This is a genomic window from Micromonospora sp. NPDC005806 (genome assembly GCF_042871425.1).
In the GTDB taxonomy this organism is placed as follows: Bacteria; Actinomycetota; Actinomycetes; order Mycobacteriales; family Micromonosporaceae; genus Micromonospora.
Map to the genome: position 1 here is coordinate 1 of NZ_JBIAIL010000015.1, position 25,266 is coordinate 25,266.

The window sequence follows — 25,266 nt, forward strand, 5'->3', positions numbered from 1 at the left end:
ACCGCCACCACCAGCACAAAGCCGAAAGGCGGCACGAAGAAAACGAAGACTTCGAATAACCCGAGGCCACGCCGCACAGGTTAAAGATCAAGCTAGCGTCGATCGCCCGGCCCGTCGCCGTCGAACGGACGCTGGCGGGCCGGGCGTACGGCGTGGGAGTCGGATCCATCCACCGCCCACTCGGTGAGCTCCGGTAGCCCTGTCCCCGCTTGGCCGTCAGGTCGGTAGGGCGTCACTGATCGGATCGCGCAGTGAGGTCGGGGAGAGCAACGGCCGGAGTGGGCCGTCGTCGACGATCTCCGGCAACCGCCGGGCCACCCCGGCGAGCAGGTCGGCGACCTGGACGCGCGGATCGTCCCGGGAGTCGACCATCACCAGCCCGGCCAGCGGCGACCCCCCGGCCGGCGACAGTCCGGCGCTGTCGGCCAGTACCTGCTGGAGGCGGCGCAACCGGTCGGCCGTGAGGGCGCTCTGCTCGTCGTGGATCACCAGCACCCGCCGCCCCCCGCCGCTCCAGAACAGGACGGTCTCGGCCAGTGCCGGCAGCATCGGCTCCAGCGGTGGCGGGATCGACCGGTCGTCGTCGCTCAGCCTGGCCAGGATGATGCCCACCCGGGTCCGGCTGAGTCCGTGGAGGACAGCCTCGGCCTGCGCGCCCAGCCGGTGTCGTACCAGCGCATCCCGTGCCTGGAAGAACCGCTCCACGGTCCGGTGATCCGGCCGGTTTCGCCGCTTGCTCCGGAGCATCTCGACGAAGGCCGCGAGGAAGACCCCCCAATCGGAACCGGCCGAGCGTCTGGCCCGATACAAGGCGAGGGCGGCCGAACGGTGTTCCTGGGTCAGGCGGGTACCGGCCGCGTACGACGGCTCGGTCAGCAGCAGGTCGACGATGCGGGTGACGAGGAAGTACTGCTTGTCGACCAGGTGGACGTGTGCCCGGCCGCGCAGCGCCGCCAGGAACCACTCCAGCACCTCACCCGCCTCGGGCCGGCGGAGGAACTGCCGGGACTTGAACTCGTTCGGCGAGAACCGGAAACCGGACCGCAGTGTCGCGATCAGCCCGGCCGCCTCCGCGCCGCGCAGGTCGACACTCGCGTGTGTGATCACCGGAGTGGCCGGATCGAGCAGATTGGTGCCGGAGAACCCTGACTCGTCACAGGCGATCTCGACGACTGTGCCGGTCACCGCATCCACCGGCGGCAGCCCGCCCTGAAGCGGCAACCTCATGCCCGGTCCCCTGCCATGTCGGCTATGGTCGCCGACCCATCCCGATCGGGCCACCCAGTTAGGCTCCACGGAATTGCGCAGGGTGCCACGTTGACCGCGGCGCGTGGGTGCGCACTCGACCTGGGCGTACGAGTGGGCCGCCAGGGACTCGAACCCTGAACCTATGGATTAAAAGTCCACAGCTCTGCCATTGAGCTAGCGGCCCGCCCGCCCAGGCTACCGGAACCCGTCCGTGTGGGCCTTCCGGCTTCCCCCGCCGTCGATCTTCCGACAAGCCCCGGCATGGGACCGCCAGGGCGGGGAACCGGATCCGGCATGAGGTTGAGCAGCACGCCCGCAGTGGCCGCGTCGAGCGAGGTGCCGGGTGCCGACGGGGCACGCCGGCCCGGTGGTGAGGTGCACGCCTGGCTGCCGGGGCAGAACCAGACGGTCTGCGGGCTGCCGCTGAGCCGTACCCGGCTGCGGCGCTTCCCGCACGTGCCGTTCGACTACTCGGCCACCGATGTGCTCACCGAGGCGGACCCGGAGGGTTGGGTCTGCCCGCGCTGCCTGGCCGCCACCCAGGGCCGTCGGCAGGGGGAGAGGAGCTGGGTACGCACCAACCCCCGCCCCTGACCGGTCCGGGGGTTGGTGTCCGCTTCAGCGGGTACCGCAGCGACATGCGCATCGTCATCGTGGGGGCCACCGGCAACGTGGGTACGGCGGTGCTGCGCCGGCTGCGGCGGGAGTCCGGGCCAGAGCTGGTCGGGGTGGCGCGGCGGCTGCCCGGTCCGGGGGCGGGTGAGCCGTACGACGGGGTGGAGTGGCACTCCTGCGACGTCGGGGCGCCGGACACGGCCGAGCGGCTGGCCGCGATCTTCGCCGGGGCGCGGGCGGTGGTGCACCTGGCCTGGCAGATCCAGCCCAGCCACGACCGGCGGACCCGGTACCGGACCAACGTCGGGGGCAGCCGTGCGGTGTTCGACGCGGCCGTCCGGGCCGGCGTGCCGACCCTGGTGTACGCGTCGTCGGTCGGGGCGTACGCACCCGGGCCGAAGGACCATCCGGTCAGCGAGTGGTGGCCGGCGACCGGGGTGCCCGGATCGTCGTACAGCCAGGACAAGGCGGAGGTGGAAGGGCTGCTCGACACGGTCGAGCGGGAGCACCCCGAGCTGCGGGTGGTCCGGCTGCGGCCGGGGCTGATCTTCCAGCGGGACGCCGGCACCGAGATCAGCCGCTACTTCCTCGGGCCGCTGGTCCCGGTCCGGCTGCTCCGGTACGGCCGGATCCCGCTGGTACCCACCAACCGTCGCCTGCGCCTGCAGGCGGTGCACGCCGACGACGTGGCCGACGCGTACGCGAGGGCGGTTCTGGGCGAGGCGCGCGGTGCTTTCAACGTCGCCGCGGACCCGGTGCTGACCCCGGAGCTGGTGGCCCGGCACTTCCACGGCTGGACGGTGCCGGTGGCGACGCCGGTGCTGCGCGCGGCGGCGGCGTTGACCTGGCGCGCGCGGCTGCAACCGGTCGACGTCGGCTGGGTCGACCTGGCGCTGAACGCCCCGCTGATGTCCAGCGACCGCGCCGAGTCCGATCTCGGCTGGACGCCGCAGGTCGACGCGGTCTCCGCCCTGAGGGACCTCTTCGCCGGCATCTCCCACCGCGCGGGCACCCTGTCCCCGCCGCTGTCCCCGGACCCCACCCTCCCCGGCCGCCCGGCCGCACTTCTCAGGGCCCGCCTCCCCGGCCACCCCAACCCCTACTGACAGTCAGCGGGTCAGGGTGGAGGAGGAGACCGTGGGTGGGCGGGCGCCCAGGAAGAAGATGCCGGGGAAGCCCTTGGTCTCGAAGGACTGGCTGGGGTTGCGGCGCAGGGTGGAGGACTCGATCCGCAGGGTGCCGGTGCGGTTGTTGCTGACGAAGAAGATCGCGCCGCCGCCTTCGGTGGCGCGGTTCCCCTCGATGATCGTGCCGGCGATCCGCACGGTGAATTCATTGCCGTCGCAGTAGATAGCGCCGCCGCTGCCCCCGCCGGGGGTGCCGGACCGGGCCGGGTTCGCGCCGCTGCCGACCGCCCGGTTGTCGCGGAAGACGCTGTTCAGCACCGTCCAGGAGACCCCGATGCTGCTCGTCGCCCCGCCGTTGGCGCAGTTCCCGCCGGTGAAGGTGCTGTTGACCACGTACACCGGCTTGTTCTCGTACTGGCTGAGCACGCGCAGCGCCGCGCCACCCAGGTCCGGCCCGGTCCGATCGCAGCGGTTGCCGACGAAGCGGGAGTTGACCACCTTGAACCGGCCGCCCCGCACGAAGATCGCACCGCCCCCGCCGCCCTCGGTCCGGTCGCCGGTGGAGTCGCCGTCGGCGAACGTCAGGTTCTGCACGGTGAGCTGCGGATGGTCCTGGTTCTGGCAGTGCGAGGTGGTCCAGCCCTGGGCCCGGGTAGAGGATCCGGCGTTCGCCGCCGCCGCTCAGGGTGACCTTGCCACCGCCGTCCAGCACGATCCGCGGCCCGTGCGAGTTGACCACCTTCGCGGTGGCCGTCATCCGGATGGTCACCGGCGCCGGGCCGCAGTCGAAGGTGATGATCCCGCCGGCCGCCACGGCCTTCACCACCGCCGCCGAGGTGCAGCTCGCGGGGGTGCCGGTGCCGACGGTACGGGTCGGGTGCGAGGTGTCCACCGCGCGCGCCTCGGCCGGCACGGCGGCGCGACCGGCCGGATTGCCGGCCCGGAAAGCGGGCGTCGACGGGCTCGGCCGGGCCGTGCCGAGACCGGTCCGCGCGGTCGGGTCGGCCGTCGGGCTGGCGGTGGGCCCGGCGGCGGTGCCGGTCGCCGCGACCGGTGCGGCGGTACCTGAGCCGCTGGACTCGCCGGAACCGCAGGCGGGCAGGGCGGCGACGGCGAGACCGAGGACGCACAGGGCGGCGGAAGGCTGCAGGCGCACCCGCCGATGCTAGGAGCCCGCCCGACTCCGCACGACCAGCCACCGAATCCTTAACCCTCCGCTAAGCCCGCGCCGCGCCCGGTTGGATCGCCCTCATGTCCGGCGGGGGTTAGGCGTGGGAGAGGGCGAAGGCGGTCAGGAAGCCGAGGACGGTGATCAGGCCGACCAGCAGGTGGGCGTCCTCGAACGCCTCCGGGACCATGGTGTCGGTGATCATCGCGAGGATCGCGCCGGCGGCCAGCGCGGTGATCGTCGCCAGCACCTCCGGCGGGGCCCCGCCGAGCAGCGCGTACCCGGCCAGCGCCGCAACGCCGCTGACCAGGGCGATCGCCGTCCACAGCAGGAAGACGTAGCGCCTGGTGCGGCCGGCCTGGCGCATGCCGGCGGCGCTGGACAGGCCCTCCGGCACGTTGCTGAGGAAGACCGCGATCACCGTGACCAGGCTGACCGGGCCGCCGGCCAGCAGGCTCGCGCCGATCACCACCGACTCCGGTACGCCGTCCAGCAGCGCGCCGACCGCGATGGCCGAACCCGAGCCGGGCAGCTCCTGTTCGGACGGCTGCTCGTCGCCGGAGCGCTTGCGATGCCGGGCACCGCGCCGGGCCAGCAGGACGTTCGCCCCGGTGTAGGCGAGCGCCCCGACCGCAGCCCCGATCGTCACCGGCGCCAGGCCGCCCTGCTCGTGCGCCTCGGCGATCAGCTCGAACGAGACGGCGGAGAGCAGCACGCCCGCACCGAACGCCATCACCGACGCGATGACCCGGCGCGGCACCCGCGCGAAGAATCCGGCGACCGCCCCGATCAACAGGGCGGACCCGGCCAGCAGACCCCAGAGACCCGCTTCCAACCACTCCGGCACGCGCGAGACCCTACCCCCGCACCGCGACCGGAATCGAGATCAGAAATCGGCGAAAAGGTACGGCAGCTCGCGCGGGAAGATCTGGCGCAGCTCGGCGACCGCGTCCGCTGGCACCTCCCCGAACCCCCGGACGGCGACCTCGGCCGGGTCGAGCACCCCGTACGCCAGGGCGGAGAGCCCGGCGGCGGTGAGCGTCGCGGTCGGCACGCTGCCCGCGGCGGCGCTGTCACCCGGCAGCAGTTCCAGCTTGCCGGTGGCGCCGTCGAGCAGGTGACTGCCCGCGAGCCACCGGTCGCCGACGAGTTCGACGCGGACCCGGCCGGCCCCGGCCGGCAGGCCGGCGAGCGAGTCCAGGCTCAGCAGCCGGGCCATCGGGGCGGGCGATCCGGGCCGGGACACCCGCGCCTCCACGTGCACGGCCAGGTCGGTGAGCCACAGCTCGGGCAGCTCGTCGGCGGGGAGCCGGACGCTGATCCGGTCCACCTGGTCGACGTGCCGGGCGAAGAACTGGAGCAGCGACGCCCGGGCGTACGGATCGGAGACCAGCAGGTCGTCGGCGATCAGCTCGCCGCCGTGGTCGTCGATCCGGTAGGTGACCGCGCCGACCGTCTCCCCGTCGCGGACGGCGGTGAGCAACCAGCGGTCGTCCCGGTCGCGCTGCCCGATCGCCCGGAAGTCCGGGAAGAGCGCGAACCCGTGCCGCTCGTGCAGGCAGCGCTCGATGTACCCGCGCCACGTGTCGTAACCGACGCCGACCCGCTCCCAGACCACCTCGCCGGGCAGCTCGGCCCGGAGCAGCGGGGCCAGGTCCGCCGGGGAGAAGGCGGCGGTGCGCCGCCGGGGCAGCCCGACGTATCCGAAGCGCTCGTAGAACGAGGCGCGGAACGGGTAGAGGGCGGTCAGCGCGTGCCCGTCCTCCCGCATCTCGTCGAGGAGCTGGTGGAGCAGGTTCCGGACGTGGCCGCGCCGGCGGGCCAGCGGGTGGGTCGCCACCCCCGCCACGCCGGCCATCGGCAGCACCGCGCCACGCAGGTTCTGCCGCATCGGGATCGCCGAGGCGGTGGCCGTGGTGGTGCCGCCCTCCTCGACGACCAGCGTCCGGTTGCCCGCGTTGTACGGCAGGTACTCGCGGAACTCCTCGATCCGGGACGCGGCCATCGGCGACGCCTCGAACGCGTACGCCTGAAGCGGGAAGCTGGTGGTCAGGCGTTCCTCGGCGGCCAGCCGGCGAATGCGCATCCGTCCATCCCAACCCGGCGCGCCCGACCGCGCAACCGGAATCGGCCGGCTCAGGCCTCGGCGACGTCGGAGACGACGACGGTGACGTTGTCCGGCGCGCCGGCCTGGTGGGCGAGCTTCACCAGCTGCTCGCCGCACTGCTGCCGGTCGGGGTAGGTGGCCAGCGCGGCGGCGATGGCGGGGTCCTCCACGTAGTCGGAGAGGCCGTCGCTGCACAGCAGCAGCCGGTCGCCGGGGAGCACGGTGAGCGCCCCGATCGCCGGCGGCGCGTCCGAGCCCTGCACGGCCCGGGTGACCAGGGAGCGCTGCGGGTGGTGCCGGGCCTGGTCGGGGGAGAGCGCCCCCTGGTCGACCAGCGCCTGGACGAAGGTGTCGTCCCGGGTGAGCTGGGTCAGTTCGTGGTCGCGCAGCAGGTAGCCGCGGGAGTCGCCGACCTGGGCCAGGACCAGGGTCTCACCGGCGAGCAGGCCGGCGGTCAGCGTCGTACCCATGCCGTCGCGGGCGGGGTCGACGGTGACGGCGGCCCGGATGCGCTGGTTGGCGGTGCTCACCACGGCGCGCAGCGCGTCGGCGGCCTCGTCGGGGACGGTCGGCGGGGTCAGCTCGTCCAGGATCCGGATGACGATCTCGCTGGCCACCTCGCCGGCGGGGAGGCCGCCCATGCCGTCGGCCACCGCCACCAGGCGGTCACCGGCGAGGGCGGAGTCCTCGTTGTTGGTCCGGACGAGGCCGACGTCGTTGAGGATGGCCGAGCGGAGGATGAGCGTCATGGGGTCAAGCTTGCCAAGAAGACCCCGGTCCCGTCTCTACACACCGGGTATGCCCGAGGAAAGATCCGCACGTTTCCGTCACCCGCCGTCCATCGTGCTCAGCCGCGCGGGTAGCGCAGGAGCAGGCTCGCCCGGACCGGTTCGTCGCTGACGGCGGCGTAGCTGTGCGGCACGTCGGAGGTCCAGCGCAGGTACTCTCCGGGGCCGGCGGTCAGCAGGGCGTCCACCGGCCCGGCGCGCAGCACGCCGGAGAAGACGGTGACGTGCTCGGTGACCCCGGCCTGGTGCGCGGGGGAGAGCTGCGGCGGGCCGGGGCTGACCCGCATCCGGTACAGCTCGTACGTCGCGTCGGTGTCGGAGAAGACCTCCAGCAGGGTGGCGCCCACCGCGGCCCCGCGTACGGTCGGCGTCTCGGCCGGCCCGGAGAGCACGGCGGTGAGCGGTACGCCGAGCTGCGCGGTGACCGCGTACAGGGTCTCCAGGGTCGGGTTGCGGGTGCCGTTCTCCAGCCCGGACAGGGTGGCCTTCCCGACGCCGGCCAGCCGGGCCAGCGTGGAGAGGGACATCCCCCGCTGCTCGCGGAGGGCGCGGATCCGCCGGCCGACCTCTTCCGCAGTGTGGTCGCCGGCTGGTGGGGCAGCTGCCATGCGGGCTATCGTCCTACACCGTGCTGTTCCGTAAACGGAACGGCGGATGGAGGGTGACATGGCGGGGCGACTGCAACCCGTGCTGGCCGGCGTGGTCACCGCGCTGGTCGGCTTCGCCAGCTCGTTCACGGTCGTCCTCGCCGGGCTGCGCGCGGTCGGCGCCGGCGAGGCGCAGGCCGCCTCCGGCCTGCTCGCGCTCTGCGTCGCCACCGGATGCTGCGCCGTCTGGCTCGGGCTGCGGCACCGGATGCCGCTGGCCATCGCCTGGTCCACCCCGGGCGCCGCGCTCCTGGTGGCCACCGGTCCGGTGCCCGGCGGCTGGCCGGCGGCCGTCGGCGCGTTCCTGCTCACCGGGGTGCTGATCGCCGCTGCCGGACTGGTCCCGGCGCTCGGCCGCGCGGTCGCCGCGATCCCCGGTCCGGTCGCCAGCGCCATGCTCGCCGGGGTGCTGCTGCCGCTCTGCACCGCGCCCGTCCGGGCGCTGGTCGAGGTGCCCCGGCTGGCCGGGCCGGTGGTGCTCGCCTGGCTGTTGCTGCACCGGTTCGCCCGCCGCTGGGCCGTGCCCGGCGCGCTGGCCGTGGCCGCGGTGGCCATCGCGCTGACCGCGTCCGGGCCGGTCCTGACCCACCTCGCCCCGAGCGTCGCGCTGACCACGCCGACCTGGACCGTGCCCGCGGTGGTCGGCCTGGCGTTGCCGCTCTTCCTGGTCACGATGGCCGCGCAGAACGTGCCCGGCACGGCCGTCCTCGCCGGCTACGGCTACCGGGCCCCGCTCGGCTCCGCCCTCCGGGTCACCGGGCTCGCCACCGTGCTCGGCGCGCCGGCCGGCGGGCACGCGGTGAACCTGGCCGCGATCACCGCCGCCCTGGCCGCCGGCCCGGACGCCCACCCCGACCCGGACCGGCGCTGGATCGCCTCGGTCACCGCCGGGATCGGCATGGCGCTGCTCGGGCTCGGGGCCGGCGTGGCGACCACCCTGGTGCTGCTCTCCCCGCCGATCCTGGTCGAGGCGGTGGCCGGGCTCGCGCTGCTCGGCGCGCTGGCCGGCGCGGTCTCGGCGGCCGTCGCCGAGCCGGACGCCCGCGAGGCGGCGGTCGTCACCTTCGTGGTCACCGCCTCCGGGGTGAGCCTGCTCGGCGTGGGCGGCGCGTTCTGGGGCCTCGTCGCCGGCTGGCTGATGCTCCTGCTCTTCCGGCGTCGCCGCCCGACCCCGCCCGTGGCGGCCGAGCCGGAAGCGGAGCCGCACTGCGGTCACTCCTCCTCGGGCAGCTCCGCGGCGGGGACGTCGAGGCGTACCCCCTCGTCGGTGACGGCGGCGATCCGGTCGGCCAGCACGTAGACGGCACCACTCCGGGCCAGCTGGGTGGAGACCTTCAGGTAGCCGCTGCGCAGCAGCCGGGCCGCCAGGTCGGCGGGGACGTCCGGCTCCTCGACCGCCGCCGACTCGATCAGCTCGTCCAGGCTGCTCCCCGGGTCCACCGGGGCGGGCGCCTGCACGGTCACCGCGGTCGGGTCGCCGCGCTGGACGAGATCCACCGTGCCCACCTCGACCCCGGTCGAGTCGATCACCCGCATGCCGGTGGTGACCCGGGAGACGGCCTCCTGCTGCGTACCGCGCTGGCTCATGCAGGCGCGGTTCCCGGACCGCCCCCGCGCTAAACGGGTGGGGTCCAGCCGCTCGGCGGGCGGGGCGAGAGCTCGCGCCAGCTGTCCGTCCCCTCCAGCAGCGCCCGAACCGTCTCCTCCGCCTCGTCAACGCTGGCGTACTCGTAGAACTGGGAGACCCCCTCGGCGCCGCCGGCGCGCTGCTCGACGTGCCAGCGGTCGCCGTCCACCCGGAGGAAGACGTCCCGCCGGGCGAGCCGCCCCCATTTCCCGTTCCACCAGTGCCTGCGCTGTTCCATGGCCGGACTCTATCGAACATGTGTACGACACAAGTCGGCCCCCACGGAAATTCCGTGGGGGCCGGTGTGCGGCGGGTGGGTCAGCGCCCGGCCGGCGGCTCCTGGTGGCGGCCCAGCACGTCGTCCAGCGCGCCCCGCTGCCGCGCCGGGATCGACTGGCTGCCCGCGAGCAGGGCGTCCCGGATGTCGGTGAGCAGCTTGATCTCCTCGCTCGGGGCCTTCGGCGGCGGCTCCTCACCGCGCCGCCGCCGCTCGGCGAGCCGGTTCATCGGGTAGACGACCAGGAAGTAGAGCGCCGCCGCGGTGAGCAGGAAGGTGATCACCGCGTTGACGAAGGCCACCCAGTCGAACGGAATCGTGCCGCGGAACATCGGCGTGGTCCCGCTGATGCCCTTGTCGCTGCCGGTGATCAGCAGGATGAATACCCGGACCAGCGGTTCCAGGAACGACTTGGTCAGCTGGGTGACCACGCCGGTGAACGCGGCACCGATGACGACACCGACCGCCAGGTCGACGACGTTTCCGCGCATGATGAAGTCTTTGAAGCCCTTGAGCATCCCGCACTCCCGTGCTGTCCGATTCTGCGTCCGGGACAACCTATGCCTTGGAGTGCGGCTCCAGAAACGCACCAGCCTCCGTCGCGGCGCGCGCCGGATCGCCGTCCCGGATCGCGGCCACGAGCCGGCCGTGGTCGACGTACCGCTCGGGCACCAGGGCTTCGCCCATGGACTGGGCGACGGTGCTGCGCATGGCGGCGCCGACGGAGGCGTACAGCTCGGCCAGCATGGCGTTGTGCGCGGCGGCCACCACGGCGGTGTGCAGGGCGGCGTCCGCCTCGACGAACTCGTCCACCCGGCCGGAGCGCCAGGCGGCCTCCCGGGCGGCGAGCGCGCCGTCGAGCGCCGCCAGGTCGGCCGGGGTACGCCGCAGCGCGGCGAGTCGGGCCGCCTCCACCTCGAAGGCGCGCCGGACCTCGATCACCTCGGTCATCCGGTCGTCGGTGAGCCGGCGGGCCACCACCGGGGCCAACTCGTCGGTGGACACCACGTACGTCCCGGAGCCCTGACGGGGTTCCAGCACCCCGGCGTGCACCAGCGCGCGGACCGCCTCGCGGACCGTGTTCCGCCCTACACCGAGCGCGGCGACCAGTTGCGGCTCGGTCGGGATCCGGGTGCCCACCGGCCACTCGCCGCCCAGGATCCGGGCCCGGAGCTGCTCGGTCGTCTGGCGTACCCGGTGGCCGCGCGGGGGCACGGCGATCTCATCAGGGGTGCGTGTCACCGGTTACAACTCCTGCCAAAATTCATCCCATGATTGTAGGTTGGAGGTCATGACCCCGCCAGCCGCCTGCACCGAGGCCCCCGCCGCCGAGCGGACCACCGTCACCGACGCGCCGACCACCGACGTGACGCCCGGACCGGCGCCGGAGGCGGTCGCGCCCCCGCACCCGGTCACCCCGGCCCGGGGCGGCCTGCTCGTGCTGGTCGGGATGTTGCTGGTCGCGCTCAACCTCCGGGCCGCGGTGACCAGCCTCGGCGCGCTGCTCGACGAGGTGCGCGGCGGCCTGGGCCTGTCCGGAACCATGGCCGGCCTGGTCACCACGCTGCCCACTATCGCCTTCGCCGGGCTCGGCGCGCTCACCCCGTGGCTGGTCCGCCGCTGGCCGGCGGCCCGGGTGCTGGTGCTGGCCATGCTGGCCCTCACCGTCGGGCAGGTGCTCCGGGTGGTCACCGACTCGGCGGCGGTCTTCGTGCTCACCAGCGCGCTCGCCCTCGCCGGCATCGCGGTGGCGAACATCCTGCTGCCGATGCTGGTCAAGCAGCACTTCCCGCACCGCACCGGGCTGGTGACCGGGGCGTACACGATGGTCCTGACCACGGGCACGACGGTAGCCGCCGCCTCGGCGGTGCCGGTGGCGCACGCCTTCGGGTCCTGGCGTGCCGGGCTCGGCGTCTGGGCCGGGATGGCCGCGCTGGCCGTACTCCCGTGGGTGCCGCTGGCGCTGCGGGCGCGCGCGGCCCGGCGGACGGCGACCCCGACGGCGGCCGGGATCCCGGCGCGGGTCCGCCCCGGGCGGACCCGGCTCGGCTGGGCCATGGCGGTGTACTTCGGAGCGCAGTCGCTCAGCGGGTACGCGATCATGGGCTGGCTGGCTCAGCTCTTCCGGGACGCCGGCTACGCGCCCGAGACCGCCGGGCTGCTGCTCGCCGGGGTGACCGCGCTCGGCGTGCCGGTGGCGCTGATCATGCCGACCCTGGCCGGCCGGCTGCGCACTCTGCGGCCGCTGGTGCTCGCGCTGACCGCCTTCTCCGCGGCCTCCTACGTCGGCCTGGCCCTCGCGCCGCACGGCCCGGCGCCGCTCTGGGTGCTGCTGCTCGCCGTCGGCCAGGGCGCGTTCCCGCTGATCCTGACCACCATCGGGCTGCGCGCCCGGACCGCCGAGGGCACGGTGGCGCTGTCGGCCTTCGCGCAGAGCACGGGGTACGTCATCGCGGCGCTCGGCCCGCTGCTGGTCGGCATCCTCTACGAGGCGACCGGGGGCTGGACCGCGCCGATCGGCTTCCTGCTGGCGGCGCTCGCCATGCAGACGATGGCAGGCATGGTGATCGCCCGCCCTCGCTACATCGAGGACGAGCGCTGAGGGAGGAGGTCAAGAGGAGGTCGGCGTCGGGTCGCCCGCGACTGCCTGCTCCACCGTCGGGTAGGTGTGCAGCACCTCGACCAGGCCGCTGACCTCGAGGATGCGGAGCACGCCGCGCTGCGGAGCGGCCAGCCGGACCACCCCGCCGGCCTCGTCGCAGCTGTTCTTGGCCCGGACGAAGACCGACAGCCCGGTGGAGTCGCAGAACGACACCTCGGCCAGGTCGAAGACGAGGCGGTTGCGGCCCTTGTCCAGCAGATCCGTGATCTGGTCCTGCAGCTGCGGTGCCGTCGCCATGTCCAGCTCGCCTGCGACCGACACGACGACCACGTCGCCGCGCTGTTCCGTGTGCACCGTCAGGGACATTCGCCGACCTCCTGTGTTCGGTGGAACGGTAACCCACGAAGCGGGTAGTACGCAGAACGGGAGCGGCCCCGGGTGCCGTCGATCATGCCGTTGCCGCGCGGCAAGTAGTTCGGTGACCTCCGGTGATAGAGTCCGCCCGTCCAGAGTTCAGGGAGGTCACCAATGGCGTTGAACGCCGAATCGAGTGGTCGGCTCGCCCGCCTGCTGAATGAGAACGCCGACCGGTTGACCGAGCGCTGGACGGAGATCGTCGCCGCCACGCTACGCGGCCGGCTCAGCCAGGCGGAACTGGCCCGGCAGGTGCGCGAGATGCACCGTACCATGATCGACGCCTTGGAGAGCGGGCTCACCGACCTGGCCGGCGAGCGCGGCGGCGAGTTGCGCGCCGTCCTGGCCGAGCTGTCCCGGGCCCGGGCCCAGCAGAGCTTCACCGCCACCGAGACCGCGATCAGCGTCTTCGCCCTCAAGGACGCGCTGCTGGAACTGATGGAGGAGACCCAGGACGCGCAGACCCTCCGCGACTTCCTGGCCTTCACCTCGCTGCTCGACCAGATGGGCCTGTTCACCTTCGAGAGCTACGTCCGCACCCGGGAGAGCCTGATCGCCGACCAGGCGGAGCAGCTCCTGGAGCTCTCCACCCCGGTGGTGAAGCTGTGGGAGGGCGTGGTCGCCGTCCCGCTGGTCGGCACCCTCGACTCGGCCCGCGCCCAGGTGGTCATGGAGCGGCTGCTGCAGAGCCTGGTCGACACCGGCTCGCCGTACGCGATCATCGACATCACCGGCGTACCGGCGGTGGACACCCAGGTCGCCCAGCACATCCTCAAGACCGTGGTGGCCGCCCGGCTGATGGGTGCCGACTGCATCATCTCCGGCATCCGGCCGCAGATCGCTCAGACGATCGTCGCCCTCGGCATCGAGTTCGGTGACATCGCCACCAAGGCGAGCCTCGCCGACGCGCTGCGCCACGTGCTACGGCTGACCGGCGTCGAGACCACCTCCCGCCGCCCGCGCCGGGAGGCCTGATGGAGCGGGTCCCGATCCTCAAGATCGGCGACATCCTGCTGGTCTCCATCCAGGTCGACATGTCCGACCAGACGGCGATCCAACTCCAGGAGGACCTGGCCGAGCGGATTGTCGACACCGGCTCCCACGGCGTGATCATCGACATCACGGCGCTGGACATCGTCGACTCCTTCGTCGGCCGGATGCTCTCCACCATCGCGTCCATCTCCAAGGTGCTGGACGCCGAGACCGTGGTGGTCGGGATGCGTCCCGCCGTCGCCATCACCCTGGTCGAGCTGGGCCTGTCGCTCAACGGCATCCGTACCGCACTGAACGTGGAACGCGGCATGGAGCTGATCGCGACGGCCCGGGCCGACGAGTGGGACGAGGCGGACGGCGCCGAGGACACCGAGACGACGGCCACGTCATGACCGCGGGTGTCGACCTGGGTGTGCCGGCGACCCGGGCGATCCGCAGCGACGAGGACGTGGTCCGGGTGCGACAGCTGGTGCGGACCACGGCGGTCGCGGCCAAGCTCTCGCTGGTCGATCAGACCAAGCTGGTCACCGCCGCCAGCGAGCTGGCCCGGAACACGCTGATCTACGGCGGCGGGGGCACCGCCGAGGTGACCACGGTGGAGGACGGTCGCCGGCGTGGGGTGCGGATCGTCTTCGTCGACCAGGGCCCCGGCATCCCCGACATCGACCTGGCGCTCACCGACGGCTACACCACCGGCGGCGGGCTCGGCCTCGGGCTGAGCGGCGCGCGCCGGCTGGTCGACGAGTTCGACATCTGGACCGCTGTCGGTGCGGGCACCCGGATCACCGTCACCAAGTGGTCCCGATGAACGCCGACGTGGTTGCGGACCACGGCCTCTGGTTCCGGGTCGAGAGCGGTGGCGGGGCCAGCGGCGTACGGCGGGCGGCCGAGCGCCTCGGGCGGCAGTTGGAGCTCAGCGAGCAACGGGTCGCCGACCTGGCCATCGTCAGCGCCGAGTTGATCAGCAATCTGGTCAAGCACGCCCAGGAGGGCGCGCTGTTGCTCCGGCCGGTACGGCGGGCCGGGCGGGCCGGCGTGGAGCTGGTGGCGCTGGACGCCGGCCCCGGCATGGCCGACCTCGCCCTCTCCTCCGTGGACGGGCACTCCACCACCGGCACCCTCGGCATCGGCCTCGGCGCGATCGTCCGGCAGGCGAGCTGGTTCGACGGGTACTCACTGCCCGGGCGGGGCACCGTGCTGGCCGTCCAGGTCTGGGACGGGCCGCCGCCGGGGCCGGACTGGGCCGCCGGGCTGACCCGGCCGATCACCGGGGAGCAGGTCAGCGGCGACGGGTACGCGGTCCGGGTCGTCGACGGCCGGCGGCAGGTGCTGGTCTGCGACGGTCTCGGGCACGGGCCGCTGGCCGCCGCCGCCAGCGGCGCGGCGATCGCCGCGTTCCGGGCCGCGCCGGCCGGGCCGCCGGCCGGCGTGGTGCAGCACCTGCACCGCAGCATCTCGCACACCAGAGGGGCCGCCCTGGCCGTCGCCGAACTGGACGCCGCGTCGGGCTTGCTCCGGTACGCCGGCCTGGGCAACATCGCAGCCATGGTCGTGGCGACGGGCGAACGGCGGCGGGGCCTGGTCTCGCTCCCCGGCATCGCCGGCCACCAGCGCCCCGCCGTGCGGGAGTACGACTACCCGTTCCCACCGGGAGCGGCGCTGGTCATGCACAGTGACGGTGTGGTCGACCGCTGGGACCTCGCCGACTACCCCGGCCTCGCCGGGCGCTCGCCTCTGGTGGCTGCGGGGACCCTGCTCCGGGACGCCGGGACCCGCCGCGACGACGCCTGCGTCCTGGTCGCGCGGGCGGAGCCATGACCGGCCCCCGCCCGCCGGAACCGCTGCTGCAGATGGCACTGCGGGTGGAGCAGGACATCTTCCTGGTCCGGCAGCGCGGGCGGGAGGTCGCCGCCGGCGTCGGGCTGGAGCACCAGGACCAGGTACGCCTCGCCACCGCGCTCAGCGAGGTGGCCCGGGACCTGCTGCGCACGGTCGACGGCGCCGACGTCACCTTCGCGCTCGACGTCGACGCCCCGACCGGCCGGCCCGTGCTCCGGGTGGACCTCGCTCCGGTGCACCCGCTGCCCGACGGCCGGTACGAGCCGCAGTCCGGCGCCGTGGCGCGGCTGGTGGACATGCTGGGCGTGGTGCCGGACCAGGGCGATACGGTCGTGAGGATGTCCCGACGTGTCCCGGCCCATGCCCAGGCGCTGACCCCGGAGCGCCTCGCCGAACTCCGCGCGGAGCTGGCCAGCAGCGCTCCCGGCACCGCCCTGGACGAGTTGGCTGCGCAGAACGCCCAGCTCATCGCCGCCCTGGACGAGGTACGCAGCCACCGCGACGAGCTGGAGGTGCTCAACTCGGAGCTCCAGGAGACCAACCGGGGCGTGATGGCGCTCTACAACCAGCTCACCGAGGAGCTCGAGGCGACCAACCGTGGCGTGGTGGCCCTCTACGCAGAACTGGACGAGAAGTCCGTCCAGCTCCGGGTGGCCAGCGAGTCGAAGAGCCGGTTCCTGGCCAACGTCAGCCACGAGCTGCGGGCCCCGGTCACCGCGATCATCGGGCTGGGTCGGCTGCTCGCCGACTCCGCCTCCGACCCGCTCACCGCCGAGCAGGCCCGGCAGGTGGGACTGATCCGGTCCTCCGCGACCGACCTGCTCACCCTGGTCAACGAGCTGCTCGACCTGGCCAAGGCCGAGTCGGGCCGGATCGAGCCGGACTGGGCCGAGGTCGACCTGCGGGGGCTCTTCGGGCAGCTGCGCGGCACCCTGCGGGCGCTGGCCACCCGGTCCGAGGTGGAGCTGGTGGTGGAGGAGCCGCCGGCCCCGGCCACGGTCCGCTCCGACGAGGTGCTGCTGGCCCAGGTGCTGCGCAACCTGCTGCACAACGGCCTGAAGTTCACCGAGCGGGGCGAGGTCCGGCTGCGGGCGGAACGCCGCGACGACAGGTGGTTGCTGTCGGTCACCGACACCGGCGTCGGCATCCCACCCGAGCTGCACGAACGGATCTTCGAGGAGTTCTACCAGGTGCCCGGGGTGACCCGGGCCGGTGGCACGGGCCTCGGCCTGCCGTACGCGCGGCGGCTGGTGGCGCTGCTCGGCGGGACGCTGGAGCTGTCCAGCGAGCCGGGCCGGGGCAGCACCTTCACGGTCGCCCTCCCGGTGGGCGGAGCGTGACGGTGGAGGGCGGCACGGCGACCGTACTCGTGGTCGACGACAGTCGTACCAAGCGGTACCTGCTGGTGAGCTGGTTGACCCGGGCCGGCTTCGTGATCATCGAGGCGGAGAACGGCACCGAGGCGCTCGCCCGGATGGCGGCCGACCGGGTCGACGTGGTGGTGCTCGACGTCCGGCTGCCCGACATGAGCGGCTTCGAGGTCTGCGAGCGGATCAAGGAGGACTACCCGGCGACGCCGGTCATCCACGTCTCGGCGCACGCGGTCGACGTGGGGGACCGGGCCCAGGGGCTGACCCGGGGTGCGGACGCGTACCTGGCCGAGCCGATCGAGCCGGAGGAACTGGTCGCCACGACCCACGCCGTGCTCCGCTACTACCAGGCCCGGCGCCGGGCCGAGTTGCTCGCCGAGCGGCTGGCCGCGCTGGCCGACGCCACGGTGCAGATGCACGCCGCGTCGAACTTCGTCCGGCTGCTGGAGGCGGCGGCGGCCGGCGCCGCGCGGATCTTCCGGAGCCCGGCGGCGGTGGTCGCCGAGACCTTCGACGGGGACTGCCTGGCCGGGGTGGCCGCCGGGCCGGACGCGACGCCGACGGTCGTGCCGTGGGCGGTGGACGACACCGGGGTGCCGATCGGGACCACCGTCCGGATCGACGAACCGGGCAACTGGACGCTGGCCGACTGGCCGGCCGGCGACACGGTCACCGTCGCCGCCGCCCGGCTGCGCGAGGACCGGGCCCCGCTCTACGTGGTGGTGCCGACCGCGACCCAGACCGTCCGTACGCCGGTGCTGGTGCAGCTCGCCCAGGCCATCGCCTCGGCCGTGGAGGCGCAGCGCTCCTTCGACGAGGAGCACCGGATCGCGGTGACCCTCCAGCGCAGTCTGTTGACCCGCCGGCTGCCCGAGATCGCCGGCCTCGACCTGGCCGTGCGGTACGAGCCGGCCAGCGCCCAGACCGAGGTGGGCGGCGACTTCTACGAGCTGGTGATGCTCGACGGGCACCTCCTCGTCGCGGTCGGCGACGTGGCCGGCCACTCGCTGCACGCCGCCACCGTGATGGCCGAGCTGCGGCACGCGGTCCGGGCGTACGCGGTGGAGGGGCACCAGCCGGGGGTGATCCTGGACCGGGTCAACGAGCTGATGCGCACCCTGCTCCCCAACGAGCAGGCCACCCTCTGCCTGCTGCTGCTGCACCCCGGCAGCGGGCTGGTCCGGCTGGCCAGCGCCGGGCACCTGCCGGCCCTGATCAGCCGGGACGGTCGGGTGGAGTTCGTGCAGCACTCCGCCCCGCTGCTCGGGGTCCGCGCGCCCCGCCCGCCCGACCTGGAGTTCGTGCTGCCGGCCGGGGCCACCCTGGTGCTCTACACCGACGGGCTGATCGAGCGCCGGGACGCCACCATCGACGACGGGCTGGCCGCGCTGGGCCGGGTCGCCACCCGGGTGGACGACAACCTGGACCAGTTCTGCCAGCGGCTGCTGGTCGAGTTGGCGCCGCCGGAGATCCAGGACGACGTCGCGGTGGTCGCCGTCCGCCGTCGCTGAACCCGCCGGTCACTCGTCGCGGGACGGGACCAGCGAGCGGGCGTACGCGGCGGGCGAGACACCGGTCACCGAGGTGAACTCGCGGACCAGGTGGGCCTGGTCGGCGTACCCCAGGTCGGCGGCGACCCGCGCCCAGTCCAGCGGCCCGGCGGCGGCCTGTTCGATCGCCTCCTGGAGCCGGTACCGCCGGATCACCCACTTCGGGCCGACCCCGACGTGGTCCAGGAAGAGCCGTTGGAGCCGCCGGGTGGAGACGGCGTGCCGCCGGGCGAAGTCGTCCACCCGCCGGATGCTCCGGTCGGCGCGGATCTCCTCGACCAGCGTGGTGGCCTCGGCGGAGAGCGGGTCGGGTTCCGGTGCCCAGGCGGTGAGCAGCTCGTCCATCCGGCGGCACCGGTCGTCGTCGGTGCCCGGGCAGATCCGGCCGGCGGCGAACGGCTCGGCGGGCGTCGTGCCGGTGGGCGGCGGTCCGGCGGCCAGCGGGTGGCGCCGCCCGGTCAGCTCGGCCACCGACCGGCGCCAGAAGGGGCGGAAGCCGCCCGGGCGGAACTGCACCCCGGTGACCCGGCCGACGCCGTGCAGCGTGACGGTGAACAGGCCGGTGCCGACGCCGGCGATCTCGCCGGTCTCCGGGCTGCCGTGCTGCGCCTGGAACACCACGTTGACCGCCGGGTGCGGCACCACCCGCTGCTCGAAGGGCTCGGTCAGCTCCCAGTCGATCAGCCAGTAGTGCTCGACGTACGGGCCCAGCGCGGGGGCGGGCAGCCGGCGGCGGAATCGGACCTGCCGCAGCAGTCGGCCGGGGTCGAGGATGCCCCGGCTGTCCCGCCGCGGTTCGTGTCGCATTTCTTCAAGACCACCTTCATACGCTGGCCCTATGACCACGAAGACTAGTGAGCTGATGGCCGTCGCGGCGCCCCGGACGGTGGCGGTGGTCCGCGGCGTCTCCGACGACCAGCTCGACCTGCCCACTCCGTGCCCCGAGTACTCGGTGCGCGACCTGCTGAACCACGTCTACGCGGTGGTGGTCAACTTCCAGACGCTGGCCCGGCGGCAGGAGGTGGACTGGTCGGGCAAGACCGACCACCTCACCGAGGGCTGGCGCGACCGCTTCGCGGCCGAGACCGTACGCCTGGTCGAGGCGTGGTCCGACCCGGCGGCGCTGGACGGCGTCTCGCCCGGGATGGGGCTGCCGCAGGAGACGGTCGGCGAGATGGCGTTGATCGACCTCACCGTGCACGGCTGGGACCTGGCCCGGGCCACCGGCCAGCGGCTGGAGGTGGACTCGGCGGTGCTCGAGGCGGGCCACGGCTTCATGGAGAAGATGGGCGAGACCGGCCAGCAGATGGGTGCCTTCGGCGCGCCCGTCCCCACCACGCCGGACGCCACCCCGCTGGACCGGTTGCTCGGCCGGACCGGGCGCGATCCCGGCTGGACCCCCTGAACCGTCCCGGCCCGCGCGCACCACGCCGCGCGGGCCACTCTTGACACCGCTATTCGCTGAGCGAATAGTGGCGGGGTGTCCACTCAGCACGTCCTGCTCGGGCTGCTCGCGAACGGTGCCCGGCACGGCTACGAACTGAAGCGCGCCCACGACGAGCGCCTGCCCCGGGCCCGGCCGCTCGCCTTCGGGCAGGTCTACGCCACCCTCGCCCGGCTCCAGCGGGACGGCCTGGTGGTCCCGGCCGGGCAGGAGCGCGAGGGCGGCCCGGACCGCACCGCGTACGCGCTCACCGAGGGCGGACGGGCCGCACTCGACCGGTGGCTCGCCACCGTCGAGCCGCCGATGCCGTACGTGGCGAGCACCCTCTTCGCGAAGGTGGTGGTCGCGCTGCTGGTCGCCGACGTCGACCGGGCCCGCGCCTACCTGATCGCCCAGCGCCGGGCGCACACCGAGCGGCTGCGCGAGCTCACCGCCGTGAAGACCGCCCCCTCGGCCGGCCTGGACGACGTGATCGCGGCCGACTTCGCCATCGCCCATCTCGACGCCGACCTCCGGTGGCTGCACACCACCCTGGACCGCGTCGCCGACTGGCACCGGGAGGTGCACGCGTGACGTATCTGGAGGCCCGCGGCGTGGTCCGCGCGTACGGCAGGACCCCCGCCCTGCGGGGCGTGACGCTCGACGTGGCGGAGGGGGAGATCGTCGCCGTCACCGGGCCGAGCGGCTGTGGCAAGTCCACCCTGCTGCACTGCCTCGCCGGCATCCTGCGCCCCGACGCCGGCCAGGTCACCTGGCGCGGCGAGCGGATCGACCTGTGGTCGGAGGCGGCCCGGTCCCGGCTGCGCCGCACCGAGTTCGGAGTGCTCTTCCAGTTCGGCCAGTTGGTCGCCGAGCTGACCGCGGCGGAGAACGTCGCCCTGCCGCTGCTGCTCGGCGGGGCCGGGCGGCGGGAGGCCCGGACGGCCGCGCTGACCTGGCTGGAGCGGCTGGGCGTGGCCGAGGTCGCCGGCGTCCGGCCGGGCGAGATGTCCGGTGGGCAGCAGCAGCGCTGTGCCACCGCCCGTGCTTTGGTCACCGAGCCCCGGGTGCTCTTCGCCGACGAGCCGACCGGCGCGCTGGACACGCTCAGCGGCGAGCAGGTGCTCACCCAACTGGTCCGGCTCGCCCGCGAGCAGCGCACCACCGTCGTGCTGGTCACCCACGAGCCCCGGATCGCCGGGTACGCCGACCGCGAGGTGACGCTCCGCGACGGGATGGTGGACCACTCGGGCCTCGGTCTCGACGCGCCGGTGCCGGGCGGCCACCGGTGAGGCCGGGCACCTTGCTCCGGCTCGCCGTGGCCGGCACCCGGACCGACACCGCCCGGGTCGTGCTGACCGGGCTGAGCGTGGCCCTGGCCACGCTCGCCGGGTTGGCCGCGCTGACCGTGCTGGCCGTCGTCAAGCCGCCCGGGGACGCCTGGACCGAGTCCGCCCAGTACACCAACGCCCTGCTGCGCGAGCCGGGCCTGCGCCCCGGGGTCGCGTTCGCGCTGCTGCTGCTCTGCGTCCCGGTGCTCGGGCTGGCCGGGCAGTGTGCCCGGCTCGGCGCGCCGAGCCGGGACCGCCGGCTGGCCGCGCTGCGATTGGCCGGGGCCACCCCGGGCGAGGTCACCCGGATCGCCGCCGCCGAGACCGGGCTGGCCAGCTTGCTCGGTACCCTGACCGGCCTCGCCCTCTACCAGGCTGGCCACCGGTTGCTGCACCGGCCGGACGCCGACGGACGGCTGCCGCTGCCCACTGACGTGCACGTTGCGTGGCCCGCCGTCGCCGCAGTGGTGGCCGGGCTACCCCTGGTGGCCAGCCTGGTCAGCGCGCTGCTGCTGCGCCGGGTCACCACCACCCCGTTCGGCATGGTCCGCCGAGTCCGCACCCGGGCCCCCTGGCCGTGGCCGGGCCTGCTGATCCTGGTCGGGCTCGCCCTGTACGCCGCCTACCGACCGGTGGCCCTCTGGTACGACCAGCGACACGAAGAGCCCCCGCTGTGGCTGCTGCCTACGCTGCTGATCGTCGGGAGCCTGGCCGCCGTGATCGGGGTGGTTGCCGGCACCGGCTGGATCTCGCACACCACCGGCCGCCTGCTGCACCGGTACGCCCGCCGCCCCGCCGCGCTCCTCGCCGCGCGCCGGCTGACGGCCGACCCGTGGGCGGGCAGCCGCACGTTCGCCGCGCTGCTCGCCGCGCTCATCTTCGGCGCGGGCGCCGCGGGCATCCGAGCCGACTTCCTGGCCACCATGGAGTTGAACCGCCGCATCGGCGCCGGGATGGCCGCCCCGGACTCCTTCTACCTCGGTGCGATGGACCTCGTCGACCTGGCCGTCTCGGTGGCGATGGCGATCGCGGCGGGCGGGCTGCTGGTCGCGGTCGTGGAGGGGATCACCGCGCGCCGGCGGGCGTACGCGGCGCTGGTGGCGACCGGGGTGCCCCGGGGGACGATCGGCCGTTCCCTGCTCTGGCAGTCCCTCGCCCCGGCGATGCCCGCGATCGCCCTCGCGCTGACCGTCGGCTACCTGCTGGTCCGAGGCGTGCTCCGCCCGCCCAGCGGCGGTGGCTATACGCAGGAGATCTGCGACGCGGGGGAGCAGCTCTGCGGAGACCCGGCCACCCGGGTTCAGTACGTCCGGATCGAGTCGGTGCCGAACGTGACCGTGACCCCGCACGTACCGTGGGAGCAGCTCGCCTGGTTCGCGGCCGGTGGCCTGGCCGCGGTGCTGGTGACGGTCGGCGTCGGCCTGCTCTTCCTGCACGCCAGCACGACGGTCGAGGAGCTGCGGACGACCTGATGTGACGCGGCCTCCGTCACGGACGCTGTAGGGTCCGGAAGGTCCACCTGCGGGCCTCCCGGGCCCGGCCGCACCGGCCGGCGCGGAGCGGAACAGCGAAAGAGCAGCAGCATGCAGAACCAGCCCGGTGGTGCGTCGCCGGTGTTCGTCGACCGGACCGGGCGGCGTCGCCGGCTCACCGTGATCGTCGGTACGGCGATGGGCCTCGGCCTGCTGACCAGCCTCGGCCTGATCCTCGCCGGGCTCTTCTTCGACTCCTCGGTGCCGATCCCCGGCTGGTCGGAGACGAAGGCCCGGCCGCCGATCGAGGCCGGGGTCGACGCTCCGACGAACCCGCAGGGGGGGACCAGCCCGAGCCCCCGGCCCGTGCCGGCGACCGGCACCACCGCGCCCGGGCGGTCGTCCGCCCCCAGCCCCGGCGGCGCGACCACCACCACGTCGGCTCCGCAGCCGGCCAGCAGCAGGCCGGGCCAGGGCGACGAGCACCGCAGCACCGCCAAGCCGAGCCGGACCCCGGGCAAGCCCTGACGATGGCGAGACACGTCGCCCGTCGCGACCCCCGGGCCCACTGGTTCCTCCTGCTGCTGGGCCTGTTCGTCCTGCTCGCGGCGTTGAGTTTCAACGGCCTGGTCACCAACGTCGGCGGCGGCTCCGGCCCGTCCGACGCGCCCGCCGCGCCCGCCCCCCGGCAGGTCACCACCGGCGGCCCGGTGCTGCGGCTGGACGGCCCGACGCCGGTCACCCGGCGGCTGCCGGCGCGCACCCTGGCGCTGACCTTCGACGACGGGCCGGACCCGCGCTGGACCCCGCAGATCCTCGACGTGCTGCGCCGGCACCACGCCCACGCCACGTTCTTCGTGGTCGGCGCCCGGGTGGACGAGCATCCCGAGCTGGTCCGGCGGATCCTGGCCGAGGGGCACGAGATCGGCTCGCACACCTTCACCCACGTGGACCTCGGCGCGGCGCCGGCCTGGCGGGCCGGGGCCGAGCTCTCCTGGACGCGGAACGCGATCGCCGGAGCGACCGGGCGCGAGGTGACGCTGCTCCGGCTCCCCTTCTCGTCGATCACGACCTCCCTGAGCCAGCCGGAGTACCGGGCGATGCGGGACGCCGCCGGCAGCGGCCACGTGGCGGTGCTGGCCGACCGGGACGCCAGAGACTGGCAGCGGCCCGGGGTGCCGGCCATCGTCCGGGCCGCCACGCCGCAGGGCGGCGCCGGCGCGGTGGTGCTCATGCACGACGGCGGCGGGGACCGCAGCCAGACCGTGGCCGCCCTGGACCAACTGCTGCCCCGGCTGGCTGGGCAGGGTTACCGGTTCACCACCGTGTCGGAGGGGATCGGCGCGCCCGCGTCGATGCTGCCCGCCGGCGCCGGAGCCCGGCTGAGCGGGACCGCGCTGCGCTGGGCGCAGACCGGTGCCGGCTGGCTGACCTCGGCGATGAACCTGCTGCTCGCGGTGGCCCTGGTGCTCGGCGTGGCCCGGCTCGCGGTGCAGGTGCTCTGCGCCCGGCTGCACCTTCGCCGGGTCCGCCGGCCCCGACGTCGCCTGCCCGAGGTGACCGCGCCGGTCTCGGTGATCGTGCCGGCGTACAACGAGGCCGCGAACATCGCCGCCACCGTTCGGTCTCTGGTCGCCAGCGCGTACCCGACGCTGGAAGTGATCGTGGTGGACGACGGTTCGACCGACGGGACCGCCGACATCGTCGAGCGGATGCGGCTGCGCGGGGTACGCGTCATCCGGCAGGCCAACGCCGGCAAGCCCGCCGCGCTGAACACCGGCATCCGGGCCGCCCGCGCTGACCTGCTGGTGCTGGTCGACGGGGACACCGTCTTCCAGCCGGACACCGTCCACCGGCTGGTCCAGGGCTTCGCCGATCGGACCGTCGGCGCGATCAGCGGCAACACCAAGGTCGCCAACCGGCGTCGGCTGCTCGGCCGCTGGCAGCACCTGGAGTACGTGATCGGCTTCAACCTCGACCGCCGGATGTACGACGTGCTGGAGTGCATGCCGACCATCCCCGGCGCGATCGGGGCGTTCCGCCGGGAGGTGCTGCTCGCCGTCGGCGGGGTCCCCGCCGACACCCTCGCCGAGGACACCGACCTGACCATGCAGGTGCTCCGGGCCGGCTGGCGGGTGGTGTACGAGGAGGGCGCGATCGCCTGGACCGAGGCGCCGTCGTCGCTGCGTCAGCTCTGGCGGCAGCGCTACCGCTGGTGCTACGGCACCATGCAGGCGATGTGGAAGCACCGGCACGCACTGCACGAGCGGGGGGCCGGCGGGAAGCTCGGCCGGCGGGGCCTGCCGTACCTGACCGTCTTCCAGATCGTGCTGCCGCTGGTCGCGCCGGCGGTCGACGTCTTCGCCCTCTACGGGCTGCTCTTCCTGCCCTGGTCCAAGCTGGCGCTGGCCTGGGCGGCGTTGCTCCTGCTGCAGGGCTGCACCGCCGCGTACGCGCTGCGGCTGGACCGGGAACGGTTCGGCCCGTTGTGGGCGCTGCCGTTCCAGCAGCTCGTCTACCGGCAGGTGATGTATCTGGTGGTGGTGCAGTCGGTGGTCACCGCCGTGGTCGGCAGCCGGCTGCGCTGGCAGCGGATGGTCCGGACCGGCGACGCGGCCGCCCTGGTGCACGGCGGGGCCCCCTCTTAACTCTGCGGGTAGCGGCAGGG

General features: G+C 74.0%; 27 protein-coding genes, 1 tRNA gene and 1 pseudogene. 16 read left to right on the forward strand and 13 right to left on the reverse strand.

Annotated elements, in window-relative coordinates:
* Nucleotides 1–216 precede the first annotated feature (216 nt).
* The gene (locus tag ACFYOS_RS17470) at nt 217–1,227 is read right to left on the reverse strand and encodes a hypothetical protein (RefSeq protein WP_387142050.1); all 1,011 of its coding nucleotides are present in this window, start codon (nt 1,225–1,227) and stop codon (nt 217–219) included.
* A gap of 133 nt (nt 1,228–1,360) precedes the next feature.
* Nucleotides 1,361–1,432, reverse strand: a tRNA-Lys gene (locus tag ACFYOS_RS17475).
* Nucleotides 1,433–1,542: 110 nt separating this feature from the next.
* Between ACFYOS_RS17475 and ACFYOS_RS17480 the strand changes: the two genes are divergently transcribed.
* Both ACFYOS_RS17480 and ACFYOS_RS17485 read left to right on the forward strand, forming a co-directional pair.
* Entirely contained in the window at nt 1,543–1,842 is a 300-nt protein-coding gene (locus ACFYOS_RS17480; RefSeq protein ID WP_387142053.1) for a hypothetical protein, read from the forward strand.
* A 44-nt stretch (nt 1,843–1,886) separates the two neighbouring features.
* Nucleotides 1,887–2,969, forward strand: coding sequence for an NAD-dependent epimerase/dehydratase family protein (locus tag ACFYOS_RS17485; RefSeq protein WP_387142056.1), 1,083 nt, complete (start codon nt 1,887–1,889; stop codon nt 2,967–2,969).
* 3 nt (nt 2,970–2,972) lie between these two features.
* Here the strand turns inward: ACFYOS_RS17485 and ACFYOS_RS17490 are convergent.
* The 5 genes and pseudogenes from ACFYOS_RS17490 to ACFYOS_RS17510 all read right to left on the reverse strand — a co-directional run bounded on the left by ACFYOS_RS17490 (nt 2,973) and on the right by ACFYOS_RS17510 (nt 7,661).
* Nucleotides 2,973–4,146, reverse strand: a pseudogene (locus ACFYOS_RS17490) (hypothetical protein).
* A 109-nt stretch (nt 4,147–4,255) separates the two neighbouring features.
* Nucleotides 4,256–5,005 carry a ZIP family metal transporter gene (locus ACFYOS_RS17495; protein ID WP_387142059.1) on the reverse strand — a complete coding sequence of 250 codons (750 nt, stop codon included), beginning with the start codon at nt 5,003–5,005 and terminating at the stop codon, nt 4,256–4,258.
* Nucleotides 5,006–5,044: 39 nt separating this feature from the next.
* Nucleotides 5,045–6,244 (reverse strand): enhanced intracellular survival protein Eis, encoded by a 1,200-nt coding sequence (gene eis / locus ACFYOS_RS17500; RefSeq protein WP_387142062.1) that lies wholly within the window; start codon nt 6,242–6,244, stop codon nt 5,045–5,047.
* Between the two features lie 50 nt (nt 6,245–6,294).
* Nucleotides 6,295–7,014: a PP2C family protein-serine/threonine phosphatase gene (locus tag ACFYOS_RS17505; RefSeq protein ID WP_387142065.1), complete on the reverse strand. Its 720-nt coding sequence runs from the start codon at nt 7,012–7,014 to the stop codon at nt 6,295–6,297.
* Between the two features lie 98 nt (nt 7,015–7,112).
* On the reverse strand, nt 7,113–7,661 hold the full coding sequence (locus tag ACFYOS_RS17510) for a helix-turn-helix domain-containing protein (RefSeq protein WP_387142068.1): 549 nt from the start codon (nt 7,659–7,661) through the stop codon (nt 7,113–7,115).
* Between the two features lie 58 nt (nt 7,662–7,719).
* On the opposite strand from ACFYOS_RS17510, the gene ACFYOS_RS17515 reads away from it, so the two are divergent.
* Nucleotides 7,720–9,000, forward strand: a complete 1,281-nt coding sequence (locus tag ACFYOS_RS17515) for a benzoate/H(+) symporter BenE family transporter (RefSeq protein WP_387142071.1) — start codon at nt 7,720–7,722, stop codon at nt 8,998–9,000.
* On the opposite strand, the gene ACFYOS_RS17520 is transcribed toward ACFYOS_RS17515, so the two are convergent.
* From ACFYOS_RS17520 to ACFYOS_RS17535, 4 genes are all read right to left on the reverse strand, one after another.
* Nucleotides 8,913–9,287: a hypothetical protein gene (locus ACFYOS_RS17520; RefSeq protein WP_387142074.1), complete on the reverse strand. Its 375-nt coding sequence runs from the start codon at nt 9,285–9,287 to the stop codon at nt 8,913–8,915. The two genes, ACFYOS_RS17515 and ACFYOS_RS17520, sit on opposite strands and share 88 nt — an antisense overlap.
* 29 nt (nt 9,288–9,316) lie before the next feature.
* Nucleotides 9,317–9,565: a hypothetical protein gene (locus ACFYOS_RS17525; protein ID WP_302769705.1), complete on the reverse strand. Its 249-nt coding sequence runs from the start codon at nt 9,563–9,565 to the stop codon at nt 9,317–9,319.
* An 80-nt stretch (nt 9,566–9,645) separates the two neighbouring features.
* Nucleotides 9,646–10,122, reverse strand: coding sequence for a large conductance mechanosensitive channel protein MscL (gene mscL, locus ACFYOS_RS17530; protein WP_387142077.1), 477 nt, complete (start codon nt 10,120–10,122; stop codon nt 9,646–9,648).
* Nucleotides 10,123–10,162: 40 nt separating this feature from the next.
* Nucleotides 10,163–10,846, reverse strand: a complete 684-nt coding sequence (locus ACFYOS_RS17535) for a FadR/GntR family transcriptional regulator (protein WP_387142080.1) — start codon at nt 10,844–10,846, stop codon at nt 10,163–10,165.
* A 124-nt stretch (nt 10,847–10,970) separates the two neighbouring features.
* Between ACFYOS_RS17535 and ACFYOS_RS17540 the strand changes: the two genes are divergently transcribed.
* A complete protein-coding gene (locus ACFYOS_RS17540; protein ID WP_387142444.1) occupies nt 10,971–12,206 on the forward strand; it encodes an MFS transporter in 1,236 nt (411 codons plus the stop codon).
* A 9-nt stretch (nt 12,207–12,215) separates the two neighbouring features.
* On the opposite strand, the gene ACFYOS_RS17545 is transcribed toward ACFYOS_RS17540, so the two are convergent.
* Entirely contained in the window at nt 12,216–12,572 is a 357-nt protein-coding gene (locus ACFYOS_RS17545) for an STAS domain-containing protein (RefSeq protein ID WP_387142083.1), read from the reverse strand.
* Between the two features lie 162 nt (nt 12,573–12,734).
* Between ACFYOS_RS17545 and ACFYOS_RS17550 the strand changes: the two genes are divergently transcribed.
* From ACFYOS_RS17550 to ACFYOS_RS17575, 6 genes are read left to right on the forward strand one after another with little or no spacing between them, the layout of a single operon-like run.
* Nucleotides 12,735–13,595, forward strand: a complete 861-nt coding sequence (locus ACFYOS_RS17550; protein ID WP_387142086.1) for an STAS domain-containing protein — start codon at nt 12,735–12,737, stop codon at nt 13,593–13,595.
* The gene (locus ACFYOS_RS17555; RefSeq protein ID WP_387142089.1) at nt 13,595–14,005 is read left to right on the forward strand and encodes an STAS domain-containing protein; all 411 of its coding nucleotides are present in this window, start codon (nt 13,595–13,597) and stop codon (nt 14,003–14,005) included. The genes ACFYOS_RS17550 and ACFYOS_RS17555 overlap by 1 nt, the downstream gene beginning before the upstream one ends.
* Nucleotides 14,002–14,421 carry an ATP-binding protein gene (locus tag ACFYOS_RS17560; protein WP_387142092.1) on the forward strand — a complete coding sequence of 140 codons (420 nt, stop codon included), beginning with the start codon at nt 14,002–14,004 and terminating at the stop codon, nt 14,419–14,421. Before ACFYOS_RS17555 ends, ACFYOS_RS17560 begins: the two co-directional genes overlap by 4 nt.
* Nucleotides 14,418–15,431, forward strand: a complete 1,014-nt coding sequence (locus ACFYOS_RS17565; RefSeq protein ID WP_387142094.1) for a SpoIIE family protein phosphatase — start codon at nt 14,418–14,420, stop codon at nt 15,429–15,431. The genes ACFYOS_RS17560 and ACFYOS_RS17565 overlap by 4 nt, the downstream gene beginning before the upstream one ends.
* Entirely contained in the window at nt 15,428–16,792 is a 1,365-nt protein-coding gene (locus tag ACFYOS_RS17570) for a sensor histidine kinase (RefSeq protein WP_387142097.1), read from the forward strand. The genes ACFYOS_RS17565 and ACFYOS_RS17570 overlap by 4 nt, the downstream gene beginning before the upstream one ends.
* A 2-nt stretch (nt 16,793–16,794) precedes the next feature.
* Nucleotides 16,795–18,333: a SpoIIE family protein phosphatase gene (locus ACFYOS_RS17575; RefSeq protein ID WP_387142446.1), complete on the forward strand. Its 1,539-nt coding sequence runs from the start codon at nt 16,795–16,797 to the stop codon at nt 18,331–18,333.
* Nucleotides 18,334–18,342: 9 nt separating this feature from the next.
* On the opposite strand, the gene ACFYOS_RS17580 is transcribed toward ACFYOS_RS17575, so the two are convergent.
* The gene (locus tag ACFYOS_RS17580) at nt 18,343–19,179 is read right to left on the reverse strand and encodes a DUF6597 domain-containing transcriptional factor (protein WP_387142100.1); all 837 of its coding nucleotides are present in this window, start codon (nt 19,177–19,179) and stop codon (nt 18,343–18,345) included.
* A gap of 31 nt (nt 19,180–19,210) precedes the next feature.
* On the opposite strand from ACFYOS_RS17580, the gene ACFYOS_RS17585 reads away from it, so the two are divergent.
* The 6 genes from ACFYOS_RS17585 (at nt 19,211) to ACFYOS_RS17610 (ending at nt 25,246) form a co-directional block, all read left to right on the forward strand.
* A complete protein-coding gene (locus ACFYOS_RS17585; RefSeq protein ID WP_387142103.1) occupies nt 19,211–19,777 on the forward strand; it encodes a TIGR03086 family metal-binding protein in 567 nt (188 codons plus the stop codon).
* A gap of 75 nt (nt 19,778–19,852) precedes the next feature.
* Entirely contained in the window at nt 19,853–20,389 is a 537-nt protein-coding gene (locus tag ACFYOS_RS17590; RefSeq protein ID WP_387142106.1) for a PadR family transcriptional regulator, read from the forward strand.
* Nucleotides 20,386–21,087, forward strand: coding sequence for an ABC transporter ATP-binding protein (locus ACFYOS_RS17595; protein ID WP_387142109.1), 702 nt, complete (start codon nt 20,386–20,388; stop codon nt 21,085–21,087). The genes ACFYOS_RS17590 and ACFYOS_RS17595 overlap by 4 nt, the downstream gene beginning before the upstream one ends.
* Nucleotides 21,084–22,598 (forward strand): FtsX-like permease family protein, encoded by a 1,515-nt coding sequence (locus tag ACFYOS_RS17600; RefSeq protein WP_387142112.1) that lies wholly within the window; start codon nt 21,084–21,086, stop codon nt 22,596–22,598. The genes ACFYOS_RS17595 and ACFYOS_RS17600 overlap by 4 nt, the downstream gene beginning before the upstream one ends.
* Before the next feature lie 111 nt (nt 22,599–22,709).
* A complete protein-coding gene (locus tag ACFYOS_RS17605; RefSeq protein WP_387142115.1) occupies nt 22,710–23,126 on the forward strand; it encodes a hypothetical protein in 417 nt (138 codons plus the stop codon).
* 2 nt (nt 23,127–23,128) lie between these two features.
* Nucleotides 23,129–25,246, forward strand: coding sequence for a bifunctional polysaccharide deacetylase/glycosyltransferase family 2 protein (locus ACFYOS_RS17610; RefSeq protein WP_387142118.1), 2,118 nt, complete (start codon nt 23,129–23,131; stop codon nt 25,244–25,246).
* The last annotated feature ends 20 nt before the right edge of the window (nt 25,247–25,266 follow it).

Bases quoted from the DNA above. Each gene is read 5' to 3' on its own strand.
- ACFYOS_RS17545 (WP_387142083.1), bottom strand. From the start codon at position 12,572: ATGTCCCTGACGGTGCACACGGAACAGCGCGGCGACGTGGTCGTCGTG.
- ACFYOS_RS17570 (WP_387142097.1), top strand. From the start codon at position 15,428: ATGACCGGCCCCCGCCCGCCGGAACCGCTGCTGCAGATGGCACTGCGG.
- mscL (WP_387142077.1), bottom strand. From the start codon at position 10,122: ATGCTCAAGGGCTTCAAAGACTTCATCATGCGCGGAAACGTCGTCGAC.
- ACFYOS_RS17565 (WP_387142094.1), top strand. From the start codon at position 14,418: ATGAACGCCGACGTGGTTGCGGACCACGGCCTCTGGTTCCGGGTCGAG.
- eis (WP_387142062.1), bottom strand. From the start codon at position 6,244: ATGCGCATTCGCCGGCTGGCCGCCGAGGAACGCCTGACCACCAGCTTC.
- ACFYOS_RS17470 (WP_387142050.1), bottom strand. From the start codon at position 1,227: ATGAGGTTGCCGCTTCAGGGCGGGCTGCCGCCGGTGGATGCGGTGACC.
- ACFYOS_RS17510 (WP_387142068.1), bottom strand. From the start codon at position 7,661: ATGGCAGCTGCCCCACCAGCCGGCGACCACACTGCGGAAGAGGTCGGC.
- ACFYOS_RS17525 (WP_302769705.1), bottom strand. From the start codon at position 9,565: ATGGAACAGCGCAGGCACTGGTGGAACGGGAAATGGGGGCGGCTCGCC.
- ACFYOS_RS17610 (WP_387142118.1), top strand. From the start codon at position 23,129: ATGGCGAGACACGTCGCCCGTCGCGACCCCCGGGCCCACTGGTTCCTC.
- ACFYOS_RS17580 (WP_387142100.1), bottom strand. From the start codon at position 19,179: ATGCGACACGAACCGCGGCGGGACAGCCGGGGCATCCTCGACCCCGGC.
- ACFYOS_RS17515 (WP_387142071.1), top strand. From the start codon at position 7,720: ATGGCGGGGCGACTGCAACCCGTGCTGGCCGGCGTGGTCACCGCGCTG.
- ACFYOS_RS17555 (WP_387142089.1), top strand. From the start codon at position 13,595: ATGGAGCGGGTCCCGATCCTCAAGATCGGCGACATCCTGCTGGTCTCC.
- ACFYOS_RS17550 (WP_387142086.1), top strand. From the start codon at position 12,735: ATGGCGTTGAACGCCGAATCGAGTGGTCGGCTCGCCCGCCTGCTGAAT.
- ACFYOS_RS17505 (WP_387142065.1), bottom strand. From the start codon at position 7,014: ATGACGCTCATCCTCCGCTCGGCCATCCTCAACGACGTCGGCCTCGTC.
- ACFYOS_RS17560 (WP_387142092.1), top strand. From the start codon at position 14,002: ATGACCGCGGGTGTCGACCTGGGTGTGCCGGCGACCCGGGCGATCCGC.
- ACFYOS_RS17605 (WP_387142115.1), top strand. From the start codon at position 22,710: ATGCAGAACCAGCCCGGTGGTGCGTCGCCGGTGTTCGTCGACCGGACC.
- ACFYOS_RS17480 (WP_387142053.1), top strand. From the start codon at position 1,543: ATGAGGTTGAGCAGCACGCCCGCAGTGGCCGCGTCGAGCGAGGTGCCG.
- ACFYOS_RS17520 (WP_387142074.1), bottom strand. From the start codon at position 9,287: ATGAGCCAGCGCGGTACGCAGCAGGAGGCCGTCTCCCGGGTCACCACC.
- ACFYOS_RS17485 (WP_387142056.1), top strand. From the start codon at position 1,887: ATGCGCATCGTCATCGTGGGGGCCACCGGCAACGTGGGTACGGCGGTG.
- ACFYOS_RS17585 (WP_387142103.1), top strand. From the start codon at position 19,211: ATGACCACGAAGACTAGTGAGCTGATGGCCGTCGCGGCGCCCCGGACG.